The organism is Nocardia noduli (genome assembly GCF_019038455.1).
Classification (GTDB): Bacteria; Actinomycetota; Actinomycetes; order Mycobacteriales; family Mycobacteriaceae; genus Nocardia; species Nocardia noduli.
On record NZ_JAFMPL010000077.1, the window covers coordinates 15,603 to 37,825 of the forward strand.

The following is a 22,223-nucleotide window of genomic DNA, read 5'->3' on the forward strand; positions in this document are numbered from 1 at the left end:
CGCTTCCGATACCGCCACCGCGCCCGCGTTCGAGGTGGATCCGGTCACCTTCGAGGTGATCCGTCATCGACTGCTGGCGATCACCGACGAACAGGGGGCCACCCTGGCCGCGATCTCCGGATCGCCACACGTCGTCAACGCCAACGACTTCAATGTCGGACTCTATCTTCCTGATGGATCGGTGGCAGCGATGGGACGCACCATCTTGCTGCACTCGGCGTCAATGGCACTGATCACACGTCACGTGATCGAGGACTGCGAACAGGACCCGGGCATTCACCCCGGCGACATGTTCGTCGTCAACAATCCGTGGAAAGGGGCGATTCACGCCCAAGACATGGGCGTCGTCGCGCCGATCTTCTTCGAGGGCGAATTGCTGGCCTGGGCCGGCGCCATGTGTCACATGCCGGATGTGGGCGGTTCACGGCCGGGCAGCTTCTGCAACGACGCCACCGAGTGCTACCAGGAAGGGTTGCAGCTCACTCCCACCAAGCTGGTGGAGGACGGCCGTATCCGTTCCGATGTGTGGAACCTCATCATGGCCCACACCCGCGCTGCTCCCGCGGTGAACCTCGATCTGCGAGGTCTCATCGCAGCCAACAACACCGCCGTTCGGGCGATGACCCAACTGGCCGAGCGCTACGGCGTGGACACGGTCAAGGCCGTGATGGCCGGGTTGATCGACTTGTCCGATCGCAGGCTGCGAAACCGGCTGCGCGAACTGCCCGACGCGACGGTCCGCAGTACCGCCTATCTCGACAACGACGGCGGACTGAACGAGGTCTATCACGTCGACCTGGTCATGACGAAGACCGGTGACAAGTTGCGCTTCGACTACTCGGGCTCCTCGCCGCAGGTCGAGGGCTACATCAACTGCACCTCCTCGGGGCTGATGGCCGGCATCAACGCCGCGTTGTTGCCCACTCTTGCCTACGACGCGCCATGGAACGAAGGGCTGTTCCGCCCGGTCGACGTATACGCGCCCGAGGGGCTGATCTGCAACGCCAAACGTCCGGCAGCGGTATCCGGGGGAGCGCTCGAGGCGGGCTGGTTGGTAGAGATGACCGCCGTAGAGGCGCTATCTAAGTTGGTGGCGTGCTCCGACGAGTTGATGGGCGAGGCGCAGGCCGCCCCAGCGGGGGGCCCGGACCAATTCGTGCTCAGCGGAAACAACGCGCATGGTGACCCGTTCACCCATGTGATCCTGGACTGCCTGGCCACCGGCGGCGGCGCCTACAACCACCGCGACGGGGTCTGGACTCAGGGCCAGCACAACATCGAGCGGCAGCGGATCTCGAATGCCGAGGACATGGAACTGGAAACCCCACTGCTCTATCTGCGGCGTGGTCTGGTCACCGACAGTGGTGGCGCCGGCGAGTTCCGTGGCGGCCAGAGTATGGGCTCGACTTTCCTCGTACACCGCGGCACTGGGCTGAAGGCGATGTGCAACGGCCACGGCTGGGAAGCGCCGAACTCGACCGGCATCTTCGGCGGCTATCCCGGCACTCAGAACATCCGGGATCTGATCGTCGGCACTGACGTGCTCGACCAGTTCGCTCGCGGACTCCATGTCAGCGACGTCGACCGTATCGCGGGCGAGCGACCATCCATGCACGGCCGCCAAGGCGCATTCGCGGTGTCCGACGGAGACGTGCTGTCGACCATTCACCAGTCCGGCGGCGGCTGGGGCGACCCGTTGGCCCGATCGATCGGCGCGCTCGCCGAGGACCTGCGCTCGGGGGCGGTTTCCGCAGACGCCGCCCAGCGACTGTACGGAATCGTCCTCACCGATACCGGCCAGATCGATGTAGAGGCATCGGAGTCGAAGCGCCACGCGCTGAGGGAGCAGCGGCGTGCCTGGCCGCGCGCCGTCGCCGACATTCCGCGTCCGTCCGGCGAGCTGACAAGAGTCGGACCGCTCGGGTCGGCGCTGCAACTGCTGCGCGCCGAGGACAACATCGGTTACAGCGCCTGCCGCTGCGGCCATGTGCTCTCGGAATCCACACACCCCTGGCGCGCCCGTGCCGGCGAGCAGATCGAACATGATGTGCACCAGGTCAGCCTCGCAACTCGGCTGTCGGACGTACTCGAGGTGCGCCGGTACGCCTGCCCTGCGTGCGGATCGCTGCTGTCGACCGATGTCGCCCGGCGGGGCTCTGACCGCGTGCACGACGTGGAGGTGAAGCTCTGATGGGCCGGCTGGTCTACGCGGGCGCAACCTCTCACGTCGGCGCCATCATCAAGAATCCGGGCGCCCACCCGGACCGCGTCGAAGTCCTGAATGCGGCCTGGGAACGTATGGTCGCCGATATCGCGAACGCTGACCCCGACGTCGTTGTCATCATCGCCACCGATCACTACGAAACCTTCGGCCTCGAGCACTATCCGATCTTCTGTCTGGGTTCAGCCGAACGATTTCCTGCCTGGGGGGAGTTCGGCAACCCGGGCGGCGAGGTCGCCGGAGAACCGGTGACCGCCGACGCACTGCACGCGAGCCTGGTCGCGGACGACTTCGACGTGGCAAAAGCCATGGAGATGAACCTGGACCACTCGTTCATGGTTCCGATCCTGCGGCTCGGTCTGCAACAGCGCGCGGTGGTCCCTTTCTTCGTCAACTGCAATACCCCGCCACTGCCCTCGCTGACCCGGTGCCGTGATCTCGGCCTGGCGCTGCGCTCCGCCATCGAGGCACTGCCAGGCAACACGGCCGTCGCGGTGGTCGCCACCGGAGGGGTATCGCACTGGGTCGGGTTGCCGGAGTTCGGCAAGATAAACCAGGCCTGGGACCAGGAGTTCCTCGCCCGCCTCGAACGCGGCTGTCTCGATGACGTGCTCGCGCTCAGCGACGCCGAAATCCTCGAACAGGCAGGCAACGGCGCCCTCGAAATCCGCACCTGGCTGACAGCGCAGAGCTGCGCCGGCGGGACAGCGACGGTGCTCGGGTACGCGCCCATGCCCGACTGGGCCATCGGGATCGGCGTCGTGCACATGGAGGTCGGCGCATGAGTGTGCTCGGACTGACCAAGCTGGCCTGGGACCTCGAGCATGTCGAGGGCCTGCTGGACAGCTACCGCACCGATCCGCGCCAGGTGCTCGCCGACTACGACCTCGCCCCCCACGAAAGGACCGCGGTCGCCGAACTGGACGCGCATTTGCTGCTCGCCCAAGGCATGAATCCGGTCGCGCTGCGGAACCTGCTCGTATTGCTGGGGATTCCGCACGGCCAGCTGTACACCCACCGGCAGCCGACCTCCGCGGCACAGTACGCCGGAGGCTGAGATGGCCGGGCCAGTGAAAGACGAAACCATGACCTACGACCTTGCCGCACCTGTCGGGCTCTCCGGGGACGAGCAATCCTTTGCCCTCGAGATGACCGGCATCGTGAAATCTTTCGGCGGTGCGCGCGCGTTGGACGGTGTGGACTTCCGGGTCGGCCGCGGCGTCGTTCATGCCCTGCTGGGCATGAACGGAGCCGGCAAGTCAACCTTGATCCGGGTCCTGTCCGGCGCGATCGCACCGGATGTGGGAGTCATCCGCATCAGCGGCAAGCAGGTATCGCATGGCGGACCTCGCGCGGCCCGTGCCGCAGGAATTGCGACCGTCTACCAGAAGCGCACCCTGGTGCCATCGCTGAGTGTGGCGGAAAATTTGCAATTGGGGAGGTTGCCCCGCCGCCGCGGCGTGGTCTCGTGGAGCGAGGTCACTGCCACCGCGCGTCGGATGCTCGACGACCTCGAACTCGACATCGACCCACACGTCACGGTGGATACCCTGGGTCCAGGCCAGCAGACTCTCGTGGAAATCGCCAGGGAAACCCATCAGGGTGGACGCGTTCTCGTCCTCGATGAGCCGACCGCCACCCTCGGCGGGCACGACGCGGCCCTGATTCACCGGCTGGTGCGCGGCCTTACCGACCGGATGAGCATCGTGTACATCTCTCATCATCTCGACGAGGTGATGAGAGTCAGCGACCATGTGACCGCACTGCGCGACGGCCGCGTCGTGCTGTCCGCGCCAACCGGGGAGCTGACCAGCGGCGAGATCGTCGAGGCAATGGTGGGCACTGCCGTTGTCAACGAGCGCCCGGCTCGTGAGCTGCGCGCTCACGAGCCTGTACTGGCTATCCGCGGTCTGGCTCGTCCCGGCCGTCTGAAGGCGCTCGATATCACAGTCGGGGCCGGAGAAGTCGTGGCGATTCTGGGCCCCGCAGGTGACGGGCAAGAAGAACTCTTCCCGTTCCTCAGCGGTCTGCGAGGTGGATACAGTGGCTCGGTCACGCTGGCGGACAGAACGATTCGGCCTGACCGAGTCGCAGAAACCCTGCGCAGCGGACTGCGTTGCGTAACCGGTGACCGCCTCGGGCAGGGACTGGTCCCGGAACTGAGCGTCGGCGAGAACATCACCGCCCTCGATCCGACCGCCCGCCGCCCGATCATCAACTGGACGCGGCTGCGGCAGCGCGCCGCGGACGCCCGAGAGCGCTTCGGAGTGGTCAGTTTGCACTCCGATCCTGCCGTGGTCTCGTTGTCCGGCGGGAACCAGCAGAAGGTGCTGCTGGCGAAATGGCTGTCCGGCACCGACCTGACAGCGTGCCTGCTGGAAGAGCCGACAGCAGGTGTCGATGTCAGTGCCAAGTCCGAAATCCACACACTCGTCGACGATCTGGCCCGCCGGGACATCGCGATCCTGATCGCGAGTTCCGATATCGATGAGGTACTCCGCCTGGCGGACCGCATCCTCGTCATCCGGCAGGGCCACTTCGTGGCTGAGGTCCGAGCCGAGACCATCACCCATTCCGAACTCACCCATCTTCTCCTGGGAGGTACCCGATGACCGCTGCGACGCTGGTCTCAGCCCCACCGACACCGCGGATCCCAGCAGCTGTCTCGAAACACTTCGGGCTGGTCACCGTACTACTGGTCACCTGCGCCTTCCTGGCCGTACAGACCGATGTCTTCGCCACCGGACCGAATCTTGTCAATGTGCTGAGACAGGTCGCCGTGATCGCGGTTCTCGCTGCCGGGTTGACCACCCTGATGGCCTCCGGCGGGCTGGACTTCTCCCTGGGCAGCCAGGTCGCGGTGGTGGTCGCGGTCGTCGCCAAGCTGATCGATGCCGGCTCGAGCGTGCTGGTCGCCTCGGTGGGCGGCATTCTGCTGGGGGCCCTGTTCGGCCTGGTGAACGGCCTGGTCATCACCTATTTCAAGGTTGCGCCGTTCGTGACAACGCTAGCGACCGCGACGATCCTCGATGGTGTCGCGCTCATCACGATGCACGGCCAGAGCATCTCTATCAGCGGTGGTTTGTCGTGGCTGGGCACCGGGGAAATCGCGGGTATCCCGTACCTACTGATCATCGCGATCGCGGTCTGCGCCGGTGCCGGTGTGCTGCTGCGCTGGACCCGGTTCGGTCGCGACGCCCTCGCTATCGGCGGCAACTCGGTAGCGGCGCGCCTGGCCGGCATCCCGGTCGTGCGGCACACCGTCGCGCTGTACGTACTCAATGGAGTGCTCGCCGGTGTTGCCGGAATCATGCTGCTGTCGCGATTGGGCGCGGCCAGCCCCGGTACCGCCGGCCTGTACCTGGAACTGACCGTGGTGGCCGCCGTCGTCATCGGCGGCACCGCCCTGCACGGGGGCAGCGCCACGGTCGTCGGAACCGTCCTGGGAGTGCTGCTGCTGGGCGTGGTCGCAAATGGCATCAACCTGCTCCAAATCGACTCCTTCTACCACCCGGTGTCCGTCGGTGCAGTGCTCCTCGTCGCGGCCATCGCGAACCGGTTCCGACACCGCGAATCCCACTGAACCCGAACACCGCTGGAAAGAAGAGCTTCTATGAACACCCTCCGTTCCACCGTCCGGACGGTCACCACCGCTTGTCTGGCTATAACCCTCGCAGGCGCACTCAGCGCCTGCGGCGGAACCGCAGGCAACGGCGCCCGGACCGTCGGCTTCGTCAATGCAGACAACCTCGAGTTCCATCGCTGCCTCGAAGCCGGCATGCGCGATCAGGCGAGTACCGCGTCCCTGAATCTGGTCACCGCCAACTCCGCCCACGATCCGGTGAAAGAGCAGTCCAATGTCGAGGACATGATCGTGCGTCAGGTCGACGCCATCGTCCTGCAGACGGTCAACGTCGACTCGCTCACCGGCGCCGTCGCGAAAGCGAATGCCGCCGGCATACCGATCTTCCTCACCTCGGTCGGGGGCCCGAACATGGATCAGGTCGCCGGGGCCGAACTCTCCGATGTCCTGACCACCGGGAAGAAGGCCGCGGTGTGGATCAACGAGGACGCCGCCGGTCAACGGACCGACGTCGCGATCGTGGCAGGTACCCCGGGAGCTGCCTCGGATCTGTTCATCAAAGGGTTCAAGTCCCAACTCGCGAACACGGCCACGGTCGTGTTCGAACAGCCCGGCAACTTCCAGCGGGCGAAGGCGCAGGAAGTGGCGGAGAACCTACTGCAATCCCAGCCCCGGGTGCGCTACGTGTTCGTGCCGAACGAGGAGATGGCTTTCGGGGTGCTGACGGCGTTCGAGAACGCGGGCCGATCCGACATCAAGATCGTCACCAACGGCGGAACCGAACAAGGCTTGCGAGCCGTCGAGCAGGGCAAGTTCTCCATGGTGGTAGCGAGCTCGCCCTACGAACTCGGCGTCAAAGCCTTGCGCACGGTGACCGAACTACTGGTCACACCCCAGGACAAGCCCGTGATCGATCAGATCCCGACCACCGTGGTCACCAGGAACAACCTCACCGACGCGCCCTCCTACTGCGGCTGAGAGGCAACCATGCCGGAAACTCGCGGATCCAGCCCACCCCCTGTGCAATCGGTCAATCGCGCGATCGACATCCTGTTGGCATTCAACGCCGCACACCCGGAGCTGTCGTTGAGCGAGCTGGCCGACACCGTCGGTCTTCCCCTGTCGAGCACCCACCGCCTCGCCCGCACACTGGTCGAACGCGGACTGCTGCGCCAGGACGACTGGGGCACCTACGCTCTCGGCACACGCCTGCTCGAACTCGGTGGACTGGTGTCGAACTCCAGCCCGTTGATCGGTTTGACCGCCGACACGGTGCGCGCCGTCGCCGACAGCACCGGCGAGACAATCCTCGTCGCGGGCGTGAACTGGATCGACAACTCCGTGGTGATCATGCGCAGGGTCGATTCGGTCCACCCGCTCAGCGTCGCCTCCCCGGTGGGCAAAAGGTCGGCGTTGGCCAGCGGATGTATCGGCAAGGCAGTGCTGTCAGGGCTGGACGTCGAGGAGTCCGACGCACTGATCCCCCGGATTCATCTGGTCCGGCGCACCCCCGACACCGTCATCGACCTCGACACACTCAACCGGCAAGTCGCCCAAGCCCGCCGCAGAGGCTGGGCCACCGACAACAACGAATACATCCCTGACGTCTCAGGCGTCGCGGTCCCGGTCTCGGCAGGCGGAAGACCCCTCGGAGCGGTCGCCGTCATCGTCCCGACCGCACGCGGAGCCAAGACCCGGCTGGCCGAGATCGGCGCCATGCTCACCGATCTCGCCGCCACGATCACGCCGTCCGCAGACAACCACTCCCACGGACGAAGGAGGAAATCGCTATGAAAATCAATCTCACCAGCAACGACGACGGCACCCTATCGGGGTGGGTCCACTTCCCCTCCGGCCCAGATCTGGTACGCGGATACCTTGCGATACCGAACAAGCACGGACGGTATCCCATCGTCATCACCGCGCACGAGAACCTCGGTGTGACCGACCACCGCAAAGACGTCACACGCCGGATTGCCAGCGCCGGATACGTCAGCCTCACCGTGGACTTGTTCAGTCGGATAGGGGGAATGCCGCCACAAAATTTCGACAGCGCCACCGAACGACGGTCGCTGGCCTTCCGTGCCGCCTGCGACGACCGAGCGGTCCCGGATCTGCAAGCAGGACTGGAATTCGCCCGCCGACTCACTGTCGGAGACCCGCATCGCGCCGCCGCGCTGGGATTCTGTCTCGGGGGCGGCACCGTGCTCGCCTGGGGCGCGCAGACCGGTGACCTCGCGGCGATCATCTCGCTGTACGGGATCCCGGTTCTGCCTGCCGAATACACCGTCACCGGGCAGCCGCAGTCCCGACTGCCGCTGCTCGCGCAGATGAGAGCACCAGTGCAATTCCACTTCGGCGGCGCCGATACGGCGATCCCGACCGATCAAATCGACGCACTGGAAGCCGCAGCCGCCACTGCGGCACGTGGTGCGCAGTTCTACCGGTATGCCGGGGCGGGTCACGCCTACCACGACGACACCCATCCGAACCACGATCCGGCCGCCGCAGAGCTGACCTGGAAACGCGCACTGGCCTTCCTGGAAGAACATCTCACGTGACACTGTGGTCTACCTACCTGAACTCCCATCTGCGCTTCATCGACGCTGCGGGCATTCGTACCCGGGTGGTCACCACACCAGGACCCACCGATAGACGTCCCGTCCTGCTGCTGCACGGGCGCGGTGGACATCTGGAGAGCTTCCACCGCAACGTAGCCGCCCTTTCTACACATTCCGAAGTGGTCGCGTTCGACCTGCTCGGCCACGGACTGACCGCCCACGCGGGAACCACCTACGACATAGGTGAGATCACCCGGCACGCCAACCACGTCATCGACCTGCTCGACGATGGGCGCGGCTTCGATGTCGTGGCTCAATCTCTGGGCGCCTGGACAGCCATGCTGTCGTCTCTCGAGCGTCCCGGCAGGTTCGGCCGGATGGTGTTGATCGAACCGGCAGGTCTACAGCGGCAATCCGAACGGCTCGATGACCCGCGTGTCCGCCAAGCCAGCAGTGCAGGCGGACAGGCTTTCGATAACCCCACCGCAGAGAACGTACGCCTGCGTTTCGCGCAGTTACTGCACGATCCTGGCTCCTGTGACGATGAGATGGTCGAGTTGCGCTGCCGTCTCTACCGCCTCCCCGGCGCAGGCGCCGTCCACAAGGCCGTACGCACCGCGGACAACGACACCGACGTCATCACCTCCCATGCCTTACGTGACATCGCGGCGCCGGTGCTGTTCGTCCGGGGCGAGCACGCACATCTGCCGACCGACCTGCTCCGTGATGCGGCCGACCACATATCCGGCGCCGAGCTGTTCACGGTCGAGGCCGCGAAACAGTGGCCGCACTACGAGCAGCCCGATCAAGTCAACGCTCGGGTGATCCATCATTTCGAAAGGTAATCGCATGTCTTTTTGGACTTCGACACTCGGCGCACAAGTGCGCTACCACCACGCGGGTCCCTGGCGCACACGCGCCCTCGAGGCCGGTGACATCGGCGAACACGTCGTCATGATCGGTGGTCTCACCGGTCACATCGAAGGGTTCGCGCACAATGTGGTCCCGCTGGCCGAAAGGGGGCTGCGTGTGCACGCCATCGATACCATCGGCCACGGATTCACCGACAAACCGCTCGACGTCACCTACCACGCGCCCCTGTTCACCGACCATCTGCTGCGATTTCTCGATGCCCTCGGCATCGAGAAGGCCCATATGGTCGGTCAAAGCCTGGGGGGCTGGATCGCGCTGCACACCGCCAGAACCCACCCCGACCGGATCGGCAAGATCGTTTTCGCGACCGGTGCGGGAATTCTGCTCGACGACGACGCGGCCAAGAAGGAGAGCGCCGATGTCCATTCACGGGTGCAGAGCGTCACCAAAAAGGCCATCGACGCCCCCACCCGCGACAGCGTGCGCACTCGCCTCGAGTGGCTGATGGCCGATCCGAACACCGTAACCGAAGAATTGATCGATGCCCGGTATCGGATCTACACCTTGCCCGACAGTCGCGCTGCCATGCCCAAGCTCGTCGCCGAGCAGCCGAGCGAGGAGAACCGCGCCTACCTGCTGACCGAGGACCGGTTGTCCCAACTGCCGCACGAGGTGCTCGTACTCTGGACCGACAAGAACCCGACGACCCAGGCCAGTGTCGGTCGCCGTGCCAGCGAACTGTTGCCGAACGGCAGCTTCACCATGATCAGCGATGCCGGTCACTGGCCGATGTTCGAACAGCCCGAGCGGTTCAACACGATCGTCGGTGACTTTCTCACCGGTCCCCATGTCTGAACTCGACGACCGCGAACACCAGGCTCGTGTCGTCGAAGCCGGCCGAGTGCTCGCCGCCAACGGGCATGCCGACCTCGTTTGGGGCCATGTGTCCCTGCGTGACGAGCGGCAACGCGGATTTTGGATCAAGCGACCGGGACTGGGATTCGAGGAATTGCACGACACCGACATCCAGCTGGTTGACTTCGACGGCAAGGTGCTCGTCGGTGCCGGTGATCCGCACCTGGAACGGTTCATCCACAGCGAAATCCTGCGGGTACGGCCCGACGTGCGATGCGTCATCCACACTCATCCCGAGTCGGCGGTCGCTTTCGCGGCGACCGGACTGCCGATGCAGCCGATCGCGCACGAGGCGACGATGTTCGTACCTCCGGACATCGCCAGATTCACCGAGACCGGGGACCTGATCCGCACACCGGCAATGGGCCGCGCCGTCGCACGGGCGTTGGGCGAACGCAATGCCGTTCTGCTGGTGAACCACGGCGTGGTCGTAGCCGGGACATCGATTCCGGAGGCGGTGTTCGCTGCTGTGGTACTCGAGAAGGCCTGCCGAATGCAGTTGGCGGCCGCTGCCGCGAGTTCCGCCACACTGCGGGTCTCCAGTGACGAGGAGGCCATCGCCAAGCGCGGGCGTGTGTACGCCGCGCACCAGGTACGGGCCGGATGGAATTACTTGCAGCGCCGGTTGCCGGCTTTTGACGCCCGAACCATTTGACCTGTCATCGAGACGCCGCCGTTTCGGCGCCGCGCTCGACCCGCACCCAGCGTGGTGAAACCTCGCCCGGTGCAACAGATCTCCAAGTGTCCGATCTCCGGGCACCGTTCCACCCTCCGAAGATGATGAGGAAATCTCATGAAGAAATACCGCAGGTCCGCTGCTGTACTTGCACTCGCTCTGGCCGCAGGCACGGTCGGTGCCGGCGCCGCGCAGGCGGCGCCATCGCTGGACGTCGATGTCGCACCGGGTGTGAATTACCGCGCCTACCAGGATGGCAATGCCGCGGTCATCAGCATCGACTCCGGATCACTGACCGTGGTCGACGGCAAATTCCAGATCCGGGGCGCCTCGGGTGAGGTGCTGGCCGGTGTACCGCTGGAGTACAACTTCGACGACATCGCCTTCCCCATCGAAGCGAAGATCGACGGCACCACCGCGCGCCTGACCCCGGTCACCGACGTCGACCGCGCTCGCTACAACCCGGTCGCGCTGCCCTTCGAGGACACCGCACCGTGGAAGACCCCCTACGAGCGTGAAGTCGCGGCCTGGACCCGCATGACCTCGACAATCGCAATGAGCGCGACCGTCAGCGCGATCGTGGGCGCAGTGGGGGCAGGAACCATCGGCTGCTTGCTCGGCGGGGTCGCCGGGGCTGTCCTCACCGGTCCGCTGGCCACCCTGTTCGGTGCCGGTCCGATCGCGGGCTGCTTGATCGGCGCCGGTGCCCTCGCCCCGATCGGCGCGATCACCGGTTCCATCCTCATCGGGGCTCCGGTAGCGGTCGCGGCATTCATCCAGTACCAGAGCACCGTCACCTCGCCATTCCCGGCCAAGTGAGACCGTAGCCGACCCCGCGCACAACACGCGGAGTCGGCGCCATCGTGAAGCAGACGGTGACCGGATCGGTCACCGTCTGTTTTCCATACCCGAGCGGGCCAAGGTTCGTCCGAGGGCCAGCGCGGCGGTGCGTACGGCCGGGGCCAGCAATTCGGGTTTGAAACTCTCGGCCGGAACCGACACCGACAGCGCGGCGACCGGGCGGCCACCCAACAGTATCGGCGAGGCCACACAGCAACCGCCGACGGCGGACTCCTCGCGCTCGATCGCGATACCCGTGCGACGAACCCCGTCGAGCTCGCGCGCGAGGACGGCAGGGTCGGTGATCGAGTGTGCGGTGTAGCTCCGCAGGGGAACCGTAAGCACCGTGCCGATCACCTCGGGTGCTTCAGGTGCCAGCAGCGCCTTTCCGACGGCGGTGCAGGTCAGCGGAAGCCTGCCACCGATCTGCGAAGGCAGCGGCAGGGCGGCGTGTCCGTGGATTTTCTCCACATAGACGGCATCGCGACCGTCCCGAACCGCCAGATGCACGGTCTGCCCGGTCACCGAGTACAGATCCTGCATGAACGGCAATGCCGCCGAGCGCAGTCGATATTTGAGCCCCACCCGTTCACCGAGCTCGAACAACGCCAGCCCGAGCTCGAATCCGCCGCTGTTGCGGGTCAGCCAGCCGAGCTCGACAAGCCCGGTCAGTACCCGGTGCGCGGTCGATCGGGGCAGGCCTGTGCGGGCGGTTACCTCGGCCAGCGACAGTGTAGTGCCCCCGGGAAAGCAGTCGAGTACCAGCGCTGACCGCTGCAGCAACGACAAGTTGTCCCGTTTCATGGGACATATCCTATCTTTGGCACATTGTCGGCAATAGCGTCGAAGGCATGACAACGGTGGAACCCCATGTGATCGCCGAGGCCGCCCACCGGCTCGCGATCTCGACGGCGACGAGGACTCCGTGCGCGCCGATCCGCGACCTGATCGGCCGGGAGGACCTCGACGCCGCCTATCTGATCCAGGAACGAAACATCGTCGCGCGGTTGGCGGCAGGACGCGTCGCCGTGGGTCGCAAGGTCGGTCTCACCTCACTGGCCGTGCAGCGGCAACTCGGCGTCAACCAGCCGGACTTCGGCGTCCTGCTCGATGATTTCGACTGCACAGCCGATGCCGCGGTGGATATCACCCGACTGCTGCAACCTCGGATAGAGGCCGAGATCGCGTTCACGCTGTCCGACGACATCACCGCCACGATCACTGCGACCGACGCCCCCAGGTTCGTGCATCGGGTGCACGCGGCATTCGAGATCGTCGACAGCCGGATCGCGAACTGGGACATCAGTTTCGCCGATACCGTCGCCGACAACGCTTCCTCGGGCCTGTACGTGTTGGGGGACTCGCTGCCTATCGCCGAAGCACCCGCACTCGACGCGGTCACCATGACCCTGCGCACCGGCGGCACACAGGTCTCGGCCGGTCGCGGATCGGACTGTCTCGGCAGCCCCTGGAATGCCCTCGCGTGGCTGGCCAACACCAGTCGCTCCTTCGGATCCCCCCTACGCGCAGGCGAGGTGATCTTGTCCGGCGCCCTGGGGCCGATGGTTGCCGTGACACCAGGCGCGACCTACGAAGCCCACATATCCGGAATCGGAGGCGTCCGTGCGACTTTCACCGGATGAGCGTCCGAATTGCCACGACAATCCCTTCGACAGCAGGACATCATGAGCCGGATCAAAGCAGCAGTCATCGGGTCGGGCAATATCGGCACCGACCTCGTCATCAAACTCCTCCGCGTCGCACAGCACGTGGAGCTCGCCGTGCTGGTCGGCATCGACCCCGCCTCCGACGGACTCGCACGCGCCCGCAGTCTGGGCGTCGACACCGTCGACAGCGGCGTCCGGGGGCTGATCGAACACCCGGACTTCGCTGACATCCACGTCGTCTTCGACTCCACCTCGGCCCGAGCGCACTTGGCAAACGAAGAGGCTCTGCGTCCCTACGGCAAACGACTGATCGATCTCACACCGGCCGCCATCGGCCCCTTCGTCGTGCCCGCGGTCAACCTGGCCGAACACCTCGATGCGCCGAACGTCAACATGGTGACCTGCGGCGGCCAAGCCACGATTCCGATCGTCGCGGCCATCGCCGCAGTCACCCCCGTGCATTACGCCGAGATCGTCGCATCCATCTCCTCCAGGTCTGCTGGCCCGGGGACCAGGGCCAATATCGACGAGTTCACCATGACGACGACCGCGGCGATCGAGAAGGTCGGCGGCGCCGCACACGGCAAGGCCATCATCGTGCTCAACCCCGCGGAACCACCGCTGATCATGCGCGACACGGTACTGGCTGTCGTGACCGACCCAGACCAGGACGCGATCCGAAATTCGGTGCAGGACTCGATCTCCAAGGTCGCGGCCTATGTACCCGGCTACCGGCTCAAGCAGAACGTGCAGTTCACCGAAATCGATGAGCCGGTCACCACATTGACCGGTGGGGTCGACAAAGGACCCGGCCTCTGGAAGGTGTCGGTCTTCCTCGAAGTGGAGGGCGCCGCACACTACCTGCCCGCCTACGCAGGCAACCTCGACATCATGACCTCCGCCGCACTTCAGGTGGCGGAACAGATCGCAGCGAACATGACAGTGGAGTCGACCCGATGACCGACACGACCACCCGTCCGCACGTCGCCGACGGAACCGCCCTCTACATCCAGGACGTCACACTGCGGGACGGCATGCACGCCATGCGGCACCGGATCAGCCCACAAAACCTCGCCCGAATCGCCGCCGCGCTCGACGCCGCAGGCGTCGACGCCATCGAGGTCACCCACGGCGACGGACTCGCAGGTCACAGCCTCACCTACGGTCCCGGCAGCCACACCGACCGGGAATGGATCGCGGCCGCCGCCGCGGTAGTGCACCGCGCGAAGCTGACCACCTTGTTGTTACCGGGTGTCGGCACGGTCACCGACCTCGAGCGTGCCTTCGACCTCGGCGTCACCTCGGTGCGGGTGGCCACGCACTGCACCGAGGCGGACGTCGCCGCTCAGCACATCGCCACCGCCCGCGAGCTCGGCATGGACGTCAGCGGATTCCTGATGATGTCGCACCTGTCCGCACCGGCAGCGCTGGCCGAGCAGGCGAAATTGATGGAAACCTTTGGCGCGCACTGTGTCTACGTCACCGATTCGGGAGGCCGGTTGACTATGCGAGGCGTACGCGACCGGGTACGGGCCTACCGAGACATCCTCGACCCCGCCACCGAGCTCGGAATCCACGCGCACCAGAATCTCTCACTGTCGGTCGCGAACTCGGTGATCGCGGTCGAGGAAGGCGTGACACGGGTCGATGCCTCGCTGGCCGGCCACGGTGCCGGCGCGGGCAACTGCCCGATCGAGCCGTTCATCGCCGTCGCAGATCTGTCCGGCTGGAAGCATAATTGCGACCTGTTCGCGCTGCAAGACGCCGCCGACGACCTCATTCGTCCGCTGCAGGACCGCCCGGTCCAAGTCGATCGCGAAACGCTGACCCTCGGATACGCAGGCGTGTACTCCAGCTTTCTGCGCCATGCTGAAACCGCTGCCGAGCAGTACGGCCTGGACACTCGTGACATCCTGATCGCCATCGGTGAACGGGGCTTGGTCGGCGGTCAGGAGGATCTGATCGTCGACGTCGCCCTCGGATTGAAAGCAGCCAGGGAACTGTGAAACGGGGAAGGGTATAGGAACTGCAGCCGGTTGCATCGAGCAGGCGTCGGGCTGCGAAGTCGACGAGTTCGGTTCCCCGGAGAACAAGCGCACGTGGTTCCGCTGCGAAAGCTGCTCCTGCGGTGTCGTCACGTTCGGTAAGGCGCCGAGATCGACGGCGACATCGACGTAGTCGGTTGGGCGGTCCTGAGTTACGGCGAAATGTCTACCGGCCGGTCCGATTCACTCCTGACGGGTAAAGCATCCGGGCCCGTCCGGTCCTGACGTCGATTCGGGTCGGGCGGGGTGAATATTGACGATAGAGCAGGACTGTTTCGACTGGATAGTGTCAGGTGATCGGCCGCGCGATATCCATATCGAAGCGAGTCAGCGGCTAGCCGTGCTGTCCGGCTCGTGGGCGGTGTGTCGCCAGATGGCGGCCAGTTCGGTGCGGGATCTGACGCCGCACTTGGCGAAAACGTGAGTGACATGGCGTTTGACGGTCCATTCGGAGATCCCGAGTTCCCGTGCGATGAGCCGGTTGGGCCACCCGTCAGCGACGTAGCGAGCGATCTCGTGTTCGCGTAGCGAGAGCGTGGCCCCCACGGGGGCAGCCATCCGCTCGAGGTGGTGACGAAGCAGACGGGAGAGGGAGGGCCGGAGCTCGCTGAGGAGGAGGTGGTCCCGCACATCAAACATTTGACCGCCTGTGGCAACCACTCCGAGGTAGCCGTGGACGGGTAGATCGGTGTCGAGCCAGAGGAAGACCTTGTCGCTGATGTCGTTGACCGGCAGGAAGTCATCGACGAACTCGCCGCAGGTGTCGTTGCTGAGTGCCAAGGAGCGACGTTCCGTGGCGAGATCGCCATGGAGGGCAGAGGCACGTGGAACGGCTACGGAGTGATTCAGGCGAAATACAAAGAGCGGCTAGGTGAAACGGCAGCGGACCAAAAATGGTTCTTCGAACAGATCACCGACGAGCTCAACGCCTGGATCGATCCGAAGAAGAAGCGCCACCACCACAAGCCTGACTATCTCATCCTCGTCACCAATGTCCGGTTGACCGGCGTCTCCCAGACGGGAGGATTGGACCGTCTCGATGAAATGTTCTCGTATTACCGCGAGTTGGAGAAAAAGCAGCCGGACGGAACCCTCCGGAAGACCGGTATGCCCGACTTCCGGGACTACCACGTGTGGCACGCCGAGTACCTGGACCGCCTACTGGAAGCCCATGCCGGGATACGCCGGAGCTACGCGGATCTGATCCTGCCCGGAGACATACTGTCGCGACTGCTCGGTCAGGTCGAAGAGAACGACGCTCGGATCGCCCACGCATGGATCGGCCACGTCGCGAGTGCCCTGAAAACCGATACCACCGTGGAACTCGGTGAATCCGGCGACAGTACCAACTCGCCGTTGTCGCTCGCAGAAGTCGCTGTGGACCTGCCTGCCTCGTCCGTGGCAGGTTCCCGAAAGACCTCGCCGGTATTGCGGGCACTCGTCGAACGAGGTGATCAAGTCCTGTCGCCCGCGCAGAGACCCGCCGCGAAAGATCGAATGGTGGTCCTGGGCGGACCCGGCTCCGGCAAATCGACAATCTCCCGGCTGCTGTGCCAACTCTATCGGGTTCCGCTATTGGAGAACTCAGCCGCTGGCCGGATCACCGTGCAAACAGCCGAACGCGCGAACCGGATACGCACCAGTTTCGAGGCCGCTGGTCTACCGGGTCCGACCCTGCACCGGCTTCCCGTCCGGGTGGTGTTGAGCAAGTTCGCCGACCTGGTGAGCACAGACAACGACCTGACCCTGCTCCAGCACATCGTCAGCCTGATCAACCACCGCGCGTCGGATCCGATCACCGTGCCGGAAGCCAAGCGCCTGCTGAACGCCTGGCCTCTGCTCGTGGTCCTCGACGGCATGGACGAAGTCGCAGCCGCCATCACCCGTGAAGAAGTGTCAGCGCGGATCACGCACTTCCTGACCGAGATGGCGGCCCTGGGAGCCGATGTCTTCACCGTGTGCACCTCCCGGCCGATCGGCTTCGACCGCGACCCGGATATCGACTACGAAGAACTGCATCTCGCTTCGCTGACACCCACAGACGCGATGCACTACGCCGCACGTCTATTGGCGTGTCGATTCGCGGACAACCTCGACCGCCAGGAACAAGTACTCGAACGGTTGACCACGGCCTCGCGCAGCGAGGACACCGCTCGACTGATGACCTCACCGCTGCAAGTGACGATTCTGAGTCTCCTGCTCGAACAACGGCGTCAGGCGCCCGCCAGTCGATACGCCCTGTTCAAGAACTACTACGACATCATCTACGCACGTGAATGCAGCAAGCCAGAAGGCATCGGCGACGTCCTCGAGATGTACCGATCTCAGTTCGATCAGCTTCACGAACAATGCGGACTGGCGATCCACGCGCGTGCCGAGCGTGGCGGTGCCGCCGAATCGATCCTGCCGGTCGACGAACTGGAGAACATCGCACGCGGGATCCTCGAAACCGAGGGACACCACGAATCACAGCAAGAGACCCTGATCGAGAAGATCCTGCACCTCGCCAGGCAACGACTCGTTCTCCTGGTCGCGCGAGGAGATGGCCTGGCCTTCGAGGTCCGCAGTCTCACCGAGTTCTTCGCAGCACGCTGCCTCATGACCAAAGAGGACGCCGCCGACAAACTCGAACTCATGGTCCCCTCCGCCCACTGGCGCCATACCTGGCTGCTGGCGGCGGGCTACATCTTCTCCGAGAGGCACTGGCTGCGAGACACCGTATTGAACCGCCTGAATACCGTAGACAACCGGGACGCGGTGAACCGGCTCGTGATGCCCGGCGCGGTCCTGGCCATCGATGCCCTCCAAGATGGATTCGCCGCCAACACACCGAGATTCGAGCAGGAACTGGCGCAGGCCGCCATGAGGCTGGTGAAAGGCCCCATCGGCAGCCACATCTCGCGGCTTGCCGACGCGCTCGCTCCATTCATGGACCGTTCCGACAATATCCGGCGATCCGTGTGGCTCGAAGTCGAAGCTCTCCTGGCCGACCAGAGCCCGGGCGCGACCCGAGCGTTTCTCACAGGTCTGGGAACAACCGAATTCGACGCGATAGCGGCCCGCGCAACCAACAGGCTCGTCGAGTACAGCGAACGCAACAGCACTTCTTCCACCGATGAAGCCTCAACCGACGCCTCAGCCATCACAACACTCCGCGGTCAACTCATCGAGCTGGGGTTTACCGACTTCCTGCCGGCGATCAGCATCCGAGCCGATCTGGATTTCTTGGAGGCCGTTGTGCGCCAAAGCATCAATGACGGCCCGGCTGACCGAGCCGTCGGTAAAGCGCGAGAACTCATCATCGAGGGTGTACGAGACAACTACCGCCTAAGATCGAGAATCCGCGCCCGCCTCGCCGAAGCGATCGCCCACGACTACATCGGTCATCACCTCATCTGACGGAGCTCAGGGCCAGGGCAGGTTCGCTTGAGCATCTCGCGGTCGGTCCGTCAGTCAGCGGCTCCTCCTCATGAGCGATGTCAGTGCTCTGAATCTCCGATTCCCGTTCAGCGCGGTGACTTTCACCTCGCGCATGGCGATTTCACGACCGACCCGGCGACCAACCCGGCAGGGGGTGCTAGTCACCGGGGTCGCGCTGGTCGATCCGGTCGAGTTCGTCGACGAGATCGGCCGCGGACCGTGCCACGACGTTCGGTAGCGCCCCGAAGGCGATGCTCGTCTGGAGGTGTTCGCTGCTGGCCATCAGTCGCCGACGAGCGTTCTCATCGGTGGCCGCGCCCGCGCCCTCGACGATCTCGACGGCCATGTCCGCGATATCTATAGCGCACCGCCAGAACTGCTTGGCCTCTTCTCGTTTCGAGGCGGTCATATCGTCGGGGAGGTCGTCGCGGTCATGCTGCCGGGTGGCCCATTCCGAGCACAGACGGAGTATTGCGATGTCGGCGTGGACCTGGGTGATCAGGTGGTGGGCGTAGTAGTCACGCCAAGCGTGACTGCGCGGCACCATGCGCGGCTCGAGCTGCGAACCGATGTTGAGTTCGGCAGGACCCGGATCCTGCTCGTAGAGAAGGCAGTTCGCCGTACAGGAGTACAGAACGGTGAGATGTCGTTCGGTGTCGGTCACACTCTCCATAGTGAGGGACAGGCGCGCCGCTCGCTGCCGGGCGGTGCCGCCCCCACAGCAGCGATCGGCGTTCCCCAACTTCTCGACCCGTGCGCTGCCCGCTGGTCAGTACGTTCCCGGTCGGCCCTGCGGTTGACCGGAACCGGGCTGCGGCTGCCCGAACTGCTGCTGCGGCTGTCCGTAGGGCTGCACCGGTGGGCCCGGCTGACCGTATTGCTGTGCGGGAGCATCGTATTGACCGAACGGTGGCACCGGATTGCCCGCCTGCTGCCCGAACGGGGTGGGCCCGAACCTGGATGGGGGAGTACGCGGATTCGGTGCTGTCTTGCCGATGAGCAGCCCGACCAAGACCATGATCAAGCCTACGGTCGACAGCGTGCCGGACACGTATATGTACCCGTCGAAAACGGTGAGGCTGTCGAAGTCGATCCAGTGGAACCCCATCGCCACCTGCATCGCTTGGGCGAGGGCGAGCATCACCAGCCCGATGACCGCGACCGCCGTCGCGGGGCCGCCGCGCCGGCGGGTGGTCATGATCGCTGCCACCGCGACGATGATCACGGCGAGGAGTCCGATGATGTTCAATGCCTGCGAGTAGATCGGCGTATTTATCCACACCGGCTCACCTAATCACAGATCAGGCACCGCGACCTTGCCTCGATCCACCACCCGCGACGAAGGACCGCCCGGGCATGGCGGGTCCGGCCGAGCGGGCAAACCGGCCGCACCGCCGCTGGTCGGGCCCCATACGATCGGCCCGGTTAGCCGACCTCGACGAGCGCGGATCTGGCGAGTTCCGCAGGCAACGCTTCGCCGATGCCGTCGATTGCGTGGGGCGTCCGTGACGGGCGATATGGCCGGACTCTGTGCCTGGTCGCCTGATGCGGGCGGAGATCGCGGTGACGATCTCGTTGGCTGCCGCGCTGAGGTCGGGGTCGTCGTCGGCAGGACGGTCGCGTACTCGAACTGGATCCATCCGCTCGAGGGGAAGGGGGAGTGCTGATGCACCCCCTGCGCTCGCCGATGTCGTTGGACCGTTGTCGAAGCACCGCGTGGTGGCACGACACTGGTGGGAGCTGGTCGGTCAGCTGTAGCCGAGGATCCACCCGCCGCAGCGGATGAGCAGCCCACCGGGGATGGTGAGCGTTTGTGGACTGGGGATGAGGTCCCATTGCGGGCAGCGTTGCCCGCGCACTTGCACAGGCACGGTCGGCCCGGGTGAGCCGTCCGAGCGCTGCCAGGTTCGCAGCACCGTGCCCGGCTCGGCCTGGTCGATGGCCACCACGTACTCGCCGAGCAGGGCGTAGACCCAGTGCAGGGGACTGGACACTTCGGTGTCTTCGGACACCCATCGTGCATCGCGGTCGATGAACTCCACGCCCGAGCGTTGCTGGAACAGTACGCCCTCGGCGTCGGCGGCAAGCACCCATCGCGCCCCCGGCAGCGGCTGGGGGTCGTGGGCGCCGTTGAGCAACAGCGTGTTCTCACCCCACTTGGCGACCACCCGCTCGCCGAAGCGTTGCGTCATCGGAATGTCTTCGTCGACCGGCTGGGGCACCACGTGGGTACGGGTGATGGAGCCGTCGTGGCCGGACAGTGCCGAGACCCGCAGTTCGTCGGGGTCGAGGCACCTAATGGCCTGGTACACCGTCGTGGTGGTCGTGTCGAACCAGCTCCGGGCCCCGGGGCAGGAGGGATCTCTGGCCCGCGCCGACCAACGGCGAGCGCCGGTGCGGGGATCGTAGGCGATCAGCACGTTGCCGCGGTCCTCGGTCCGCAACAGCGGTTCCGGCAGCCCGACGCTGTGTGCCCGGTCCGACTCCGGGTCCGGGTGCTCACGGGTGAAATCGGAGACCTGCCAGAGCAGTCGGCCGGTCCGCGCGTCCAGCGCGGTCCAGCCCCGGTACTCCCAGTAGGCCAGCACGACCCCGTCGTCGAGGGAACGCAGCGACTCGGGCTTGACCCCGATTCCGTCCTCGCGCTGGGTGCGCCGATAGTGCCAGAGCTCCTCACCGGTGCCACCGTGATAGGCGGTGATGCCGGCGGAGTTCGCCACCACGAAACCAGCGCCCGCGACCACGACATCCGCGGGATATCGACGCCCCGGATTACCCAGCCAGACCTGATATCGCTCGAGGCCCGGCCCGGCGGGAACGGGCGGCACCGCCACCGCGGCTACCGTGCGGTGGTCGATACCGCGCGTATCGTCTCCTGCCCGCACGGCCAGCCCCGCGGCCAGCACCGGCACCAGGACCCCTGCCACCAGCGGGACCACCAGCCCCCGCCCGCGCAACGGAGCCAGCGCGGCAGGCGCCAGCGTGGCGGGCAGCAGCAGGATCGACCCGGCCACGACCAGGACACAGCCCGCGATGATGATCGGGACCGTGACACCGAGCGGTCGAACCGCTTGCAGCTTCTCCACGACCTCCACCGCGTCCCGGGCCCATGCCAGGGTCGGCAGGACCACGATCCCGGCGAGCACCCCGAGCACGACCCACCACTCCCGCCGCGTGTACTCGTCCGCCTCGTTCCAGCCACGGCGTGCCAGCACCACCGCGACGAGGCCGACCCACAACCCGACCGCCAGCGCCACGGCAGCGAAGAAGCCGGGCAGAGTGTCTATTCCGAAGATGTCGAAGGACCTCGGTACCAAATCCCCGTCGTCCTGCACCAGCGGCGGACCCACGAACCTGCCGTAGAACGCCAGCACCGACCCGCCCCACACCGAAACCGCCCCGACCACGGCCGCGAACCGAAC

At 65.4% G+C, this 22,223-nt stretch carries 21 protein-coding genes; 16 read left to right on the plus strand and 5 right to left on the minus strand.

Annotation, left to right across the window (positions count from 1 at the left end):
• Positions 1-34 precede the first annotated feature (34 nt).
• The 12 genes from JZ792_RS29615 (at position 35) to JZ792_RS29670 (ending at position 11,648) form a co-directional block, all read left to right on the plus strand.
• On the plus strand, positions 35-2,191 hold the full coding sequence (locus JZ792_RS29615; RefSeq protein WP_216915617.1) for a hydantoinase B/oxoprolinase family protein: 2,157 nt from the start codon (positions 35-37) through the stop codon (positions 2,189-2,191).
• Positions 2,191-3,006: a DODA-type extradiol aromatic ring-opening family dioxygenase gene (locus JZ792_RS29620; protein ID WP_216915619.1), complete on the plus strand. Its 816-nt coding sequence runs from the start codon at positions 2,191-2,193 to the stop codon at positions 3,004-3,006. Before JZ792_RS29615 ends, JZ792_RS29620 begins: the two co-directional genes overlap by 1 nt.
• Entirely contained in the window at positions 3,003-3,278 is a 276-nt protein-coding gene (locus JZ792_RS29625; RefSeq protein ID WP_216915621.1) for a hypothetical protein, read from the plus strand. Before JZ792_RS29620 ends, JZ792_RS29625 begins: the two co-directional genes overlap by 4 nt.
• 1 nt (position 3,279) lies before the next feature.
• Positions 3,280-4,833, plus strand: a complete 1,554-nt coding sequence (locus JZ792_RS29630) for a sugar ABC transporter ATP-binding protein (protein WP_216915623.1) — start codon at positions 3,280-3,282, stop codon at positions 4,831-4,833.
• Positions 4,830-5,804 carry an ABC transporter permease gene (locus tag JZ792_RS29635; protein ID WP_216915625.1) on the plus strand — a complete coding sequence of 325 codons (975 nt, stop codon included), beginning with the start codon at positions 4,830-4,832 and terminating at the stop codon, positions 5,802-5,804. The genes JZ792_RS29630 and JZ792_RS29635 overlap by 4 nt, the downstream gene beginning before the upstream one ends.
• A 30-nt stretch (positions 5,805-5,834) precedes the next feature.
• A complete protein-coding gene (locus JZ792_RS29640; RefSeq protein WP_216915627.1) occupies positions 5,835-6,782 on the plus strand; it encodes a sugar ABC transporter substrate-binding protein in 948 nt (315 codons plus the stop codon).
• A 42-nt stretch (positions 6,783-6,824) separates the two neighbouring features.
• Positions 6,825-7,598 (plus strand): IclR family transcriptional regulator, encoded by a 774-nt coding sequence (locus JZ792_RS29645; protein ID WP_216915629.1) that lies wholly within the window; start codon positions 6,825-6,827, stop codon positions 7,596-7,598.
• Positions 7,595-8,365 (plus strand): dienelactone hydrolase family protein, encoded by a 771-nt coding sequence (locus tag JZ792_RS29650; RefSeq protein ID WP_216915631.1) that lies wholly within the window; start codon positions 7,595-7,597, stop codon positions 8,363-8,365. The genes JZ792_RS29645 and JZ792_RS29650 overlap by 4 nt, the downstream gene beginning before the upstream one ends.
• Entirely contained in the window at positions 8,362-9,210 is an 849-nt protein-coding gene (locus tag JZ792_RS29655; RefSeq protein ID WP_216915633.1) for an alpha/beta fold hydrolase, read from the plus strand. Before JZ792_RS29650 ends, JZ792_RS29655 begins: the two co-directional genes overlap by 4 nt.
• 4 nt (positions 9,211-9,214) lie before the next feature.
• Complete coding sequence (locus JZ792_RS29660; RefSeq protein ID WP_216915644.1) at positions 9,215-10,093, plus strand: alpha/beta fold hydrolase; 879 nt, start codon at positions 9,215-9,217, stop codon at positions 10,091-10,093.
• Positions 10,086-10,808, plus strand: coding sequence for a class II aldolase/adducin family protein (locus JZ792_RS29665; RefSeq protein ID WP_216915646.1), 723 nt, complete (start codon positions 10,086-10,088; stop codon positions 10,806-10,808). The genes JZ792_RS29660 and JZ792_RS29665 overlap by 8 nt, the downstream gene beginning before the upstream one ends.
• Positions 10,809-10,946: 138 nt before the next feature.
• Positions 10,947-11,648, plus strand: coding sequence for a DUF8020 domain-containing protein (locus JZ792_RS29670; RefSeq protein WP_216915648.1), 702 nt, complete (start codon positions 10,947-10,949; stop codon positions 11,646-11,648).
• 69 nt (positions 11,649-11,717) lie between these two features.
• On the opposite strand, the gene JZ792_RS29675 is transcribed toward JZ792_RS29670, so the two are convergent.
• Positions 11,718-12,473 (minus strand): IclR family transcriptional regulator, encoded by a 756-nt coding sequence (locus JZ792_RS29675; RefSeq protein WP_216915650.1) that lies wholly within the window; start codon positions 12,471-12,473, stop codon positions 11,718-11,720.
• Between the two features lie 47 nt (positions 12,474-12,520).
• Between JZ792_RS29675 and JZ792_RS29680 the strand changes: the two genes are divergently transcribed.
• The 3 genes from JZ792_RS29680 to dmpG are packed head-to-tail and all read left to right on the plus strand — an operon-like array spanning position 12,521 to position 15,342.
• Positions 12,521-13,312 carry a 2-keto-4-pentenoate hydratase gene (locus JZ792_RS29680; protein ID WP_216915652.1) on the plus strand — a complete coding sequence of 264 codons (792 nt, stop codon included), beginning with the start codon at positions 12,521-12,523 and terminating at the stop codon, positions 13,310-13,312.
• A 42-nt stretch (positions 13,313-13,354) separates the two neighbouring features.
• Positions 13,355-14,296: an acetaldehyde dehydrogenase (acetylating) gene (locus tag JZ792_RS29685; RefSeq protein ID WP_216915654.1), complete on the plus strand. Its 942-nt coding sequence runs from the start codon at positions 13,355-13,357 to the stop codon at positions 14,294-14,296.
• Positions 14,293-15,342, plus strand: a complete 1,050-nt coding sequence (dmpG, locus tag JZ792_RS29690) for a 4-hydroxy-2-oxovalerate aldolase (protein WP_216915656.1) — start codon at positions 14,293-14,295, stop codon at positions 15,340-15,342. The genes JZ792_RS29685 and dmpG overlap by 4 nt, the downstream gene beginning before the upstream one ends.
• A gap of 366 nt (positions 15,343-15,708) precedes the next feature.
• Here the strand turns inward: dmpG and JZ792_RS29695 are convergent, their stop codons facing one another.
• Positions 15,709-16,161: a helix-turn-helix domain-containing protein gene (locus JZ792_RS29695; RefSeq protein WP_254190530.1), complete on the minus strand. Its 453-nt coding sequence runs from the start codon at positions 16,159-16,161 to the stop codon at positions 15,709-15,711.
• A 60-nt stretch (positions 16,162-16,221) separates the two neighbouring features.
• On the opposite strand from JZ792_RS29695, the gene JZ792_RS29700 reads away from it, so the two are divergent.
• Positions 16,222-18,780: an NACHT domain-containing protein gene (locus JZ792_RS29700; RefSeq protein ID WP_216915658.1), complete on the plus strand. Its 2,559-nt coding sequence runs from the start codon at positions 16,222-16,224 to the stop codon at positions 18,778-18,780.
• Between the two features lie 178 nt (positions 18,781-18,958).
• Here the strand turns inward: JZ792_RS29700 and JZ792_RS29705 are convergent, their stop codons facing one another.
• The 3 genes from JZ792_RS29705 to JZ792_RS29715 all read right to left on the minus strand — a co-directional run.
• Positions 18,959-19,465, minus strand: coding sequence for a hypothetical protein (locus JZ792_RS29705; protein WP_216915660.1), 507 nt, complete (start codon positions 19,463-19,465; stop codon positions 18,959-18,961).
• 105 nt (positions 19,466-19,570) lie between these two features.
• Positions 19,571-20,083 carry a hypothetical protein gene (locus JZ792_RS29710; RefSeq protein WP_216915662.1) on the minus strand — a complete coding sequence of 171 codons (513 nt, stop codon included), beginning with the start codon at positions 20,081-20,083 and terminating at the stop codon, positions 19,571-19,573.
• A 466-nt stretch (positions 20,084-20,549) separates the two neighbouring features.
• Positions 20,550-22,223 (minus strand): outer membrane protein assembly factor BamB family protein (locus JZ792_RS29715; RefSeq protein WP_216915664.1); only part of this gene is annotated, 1,674 nt, incomplete at its 5' end.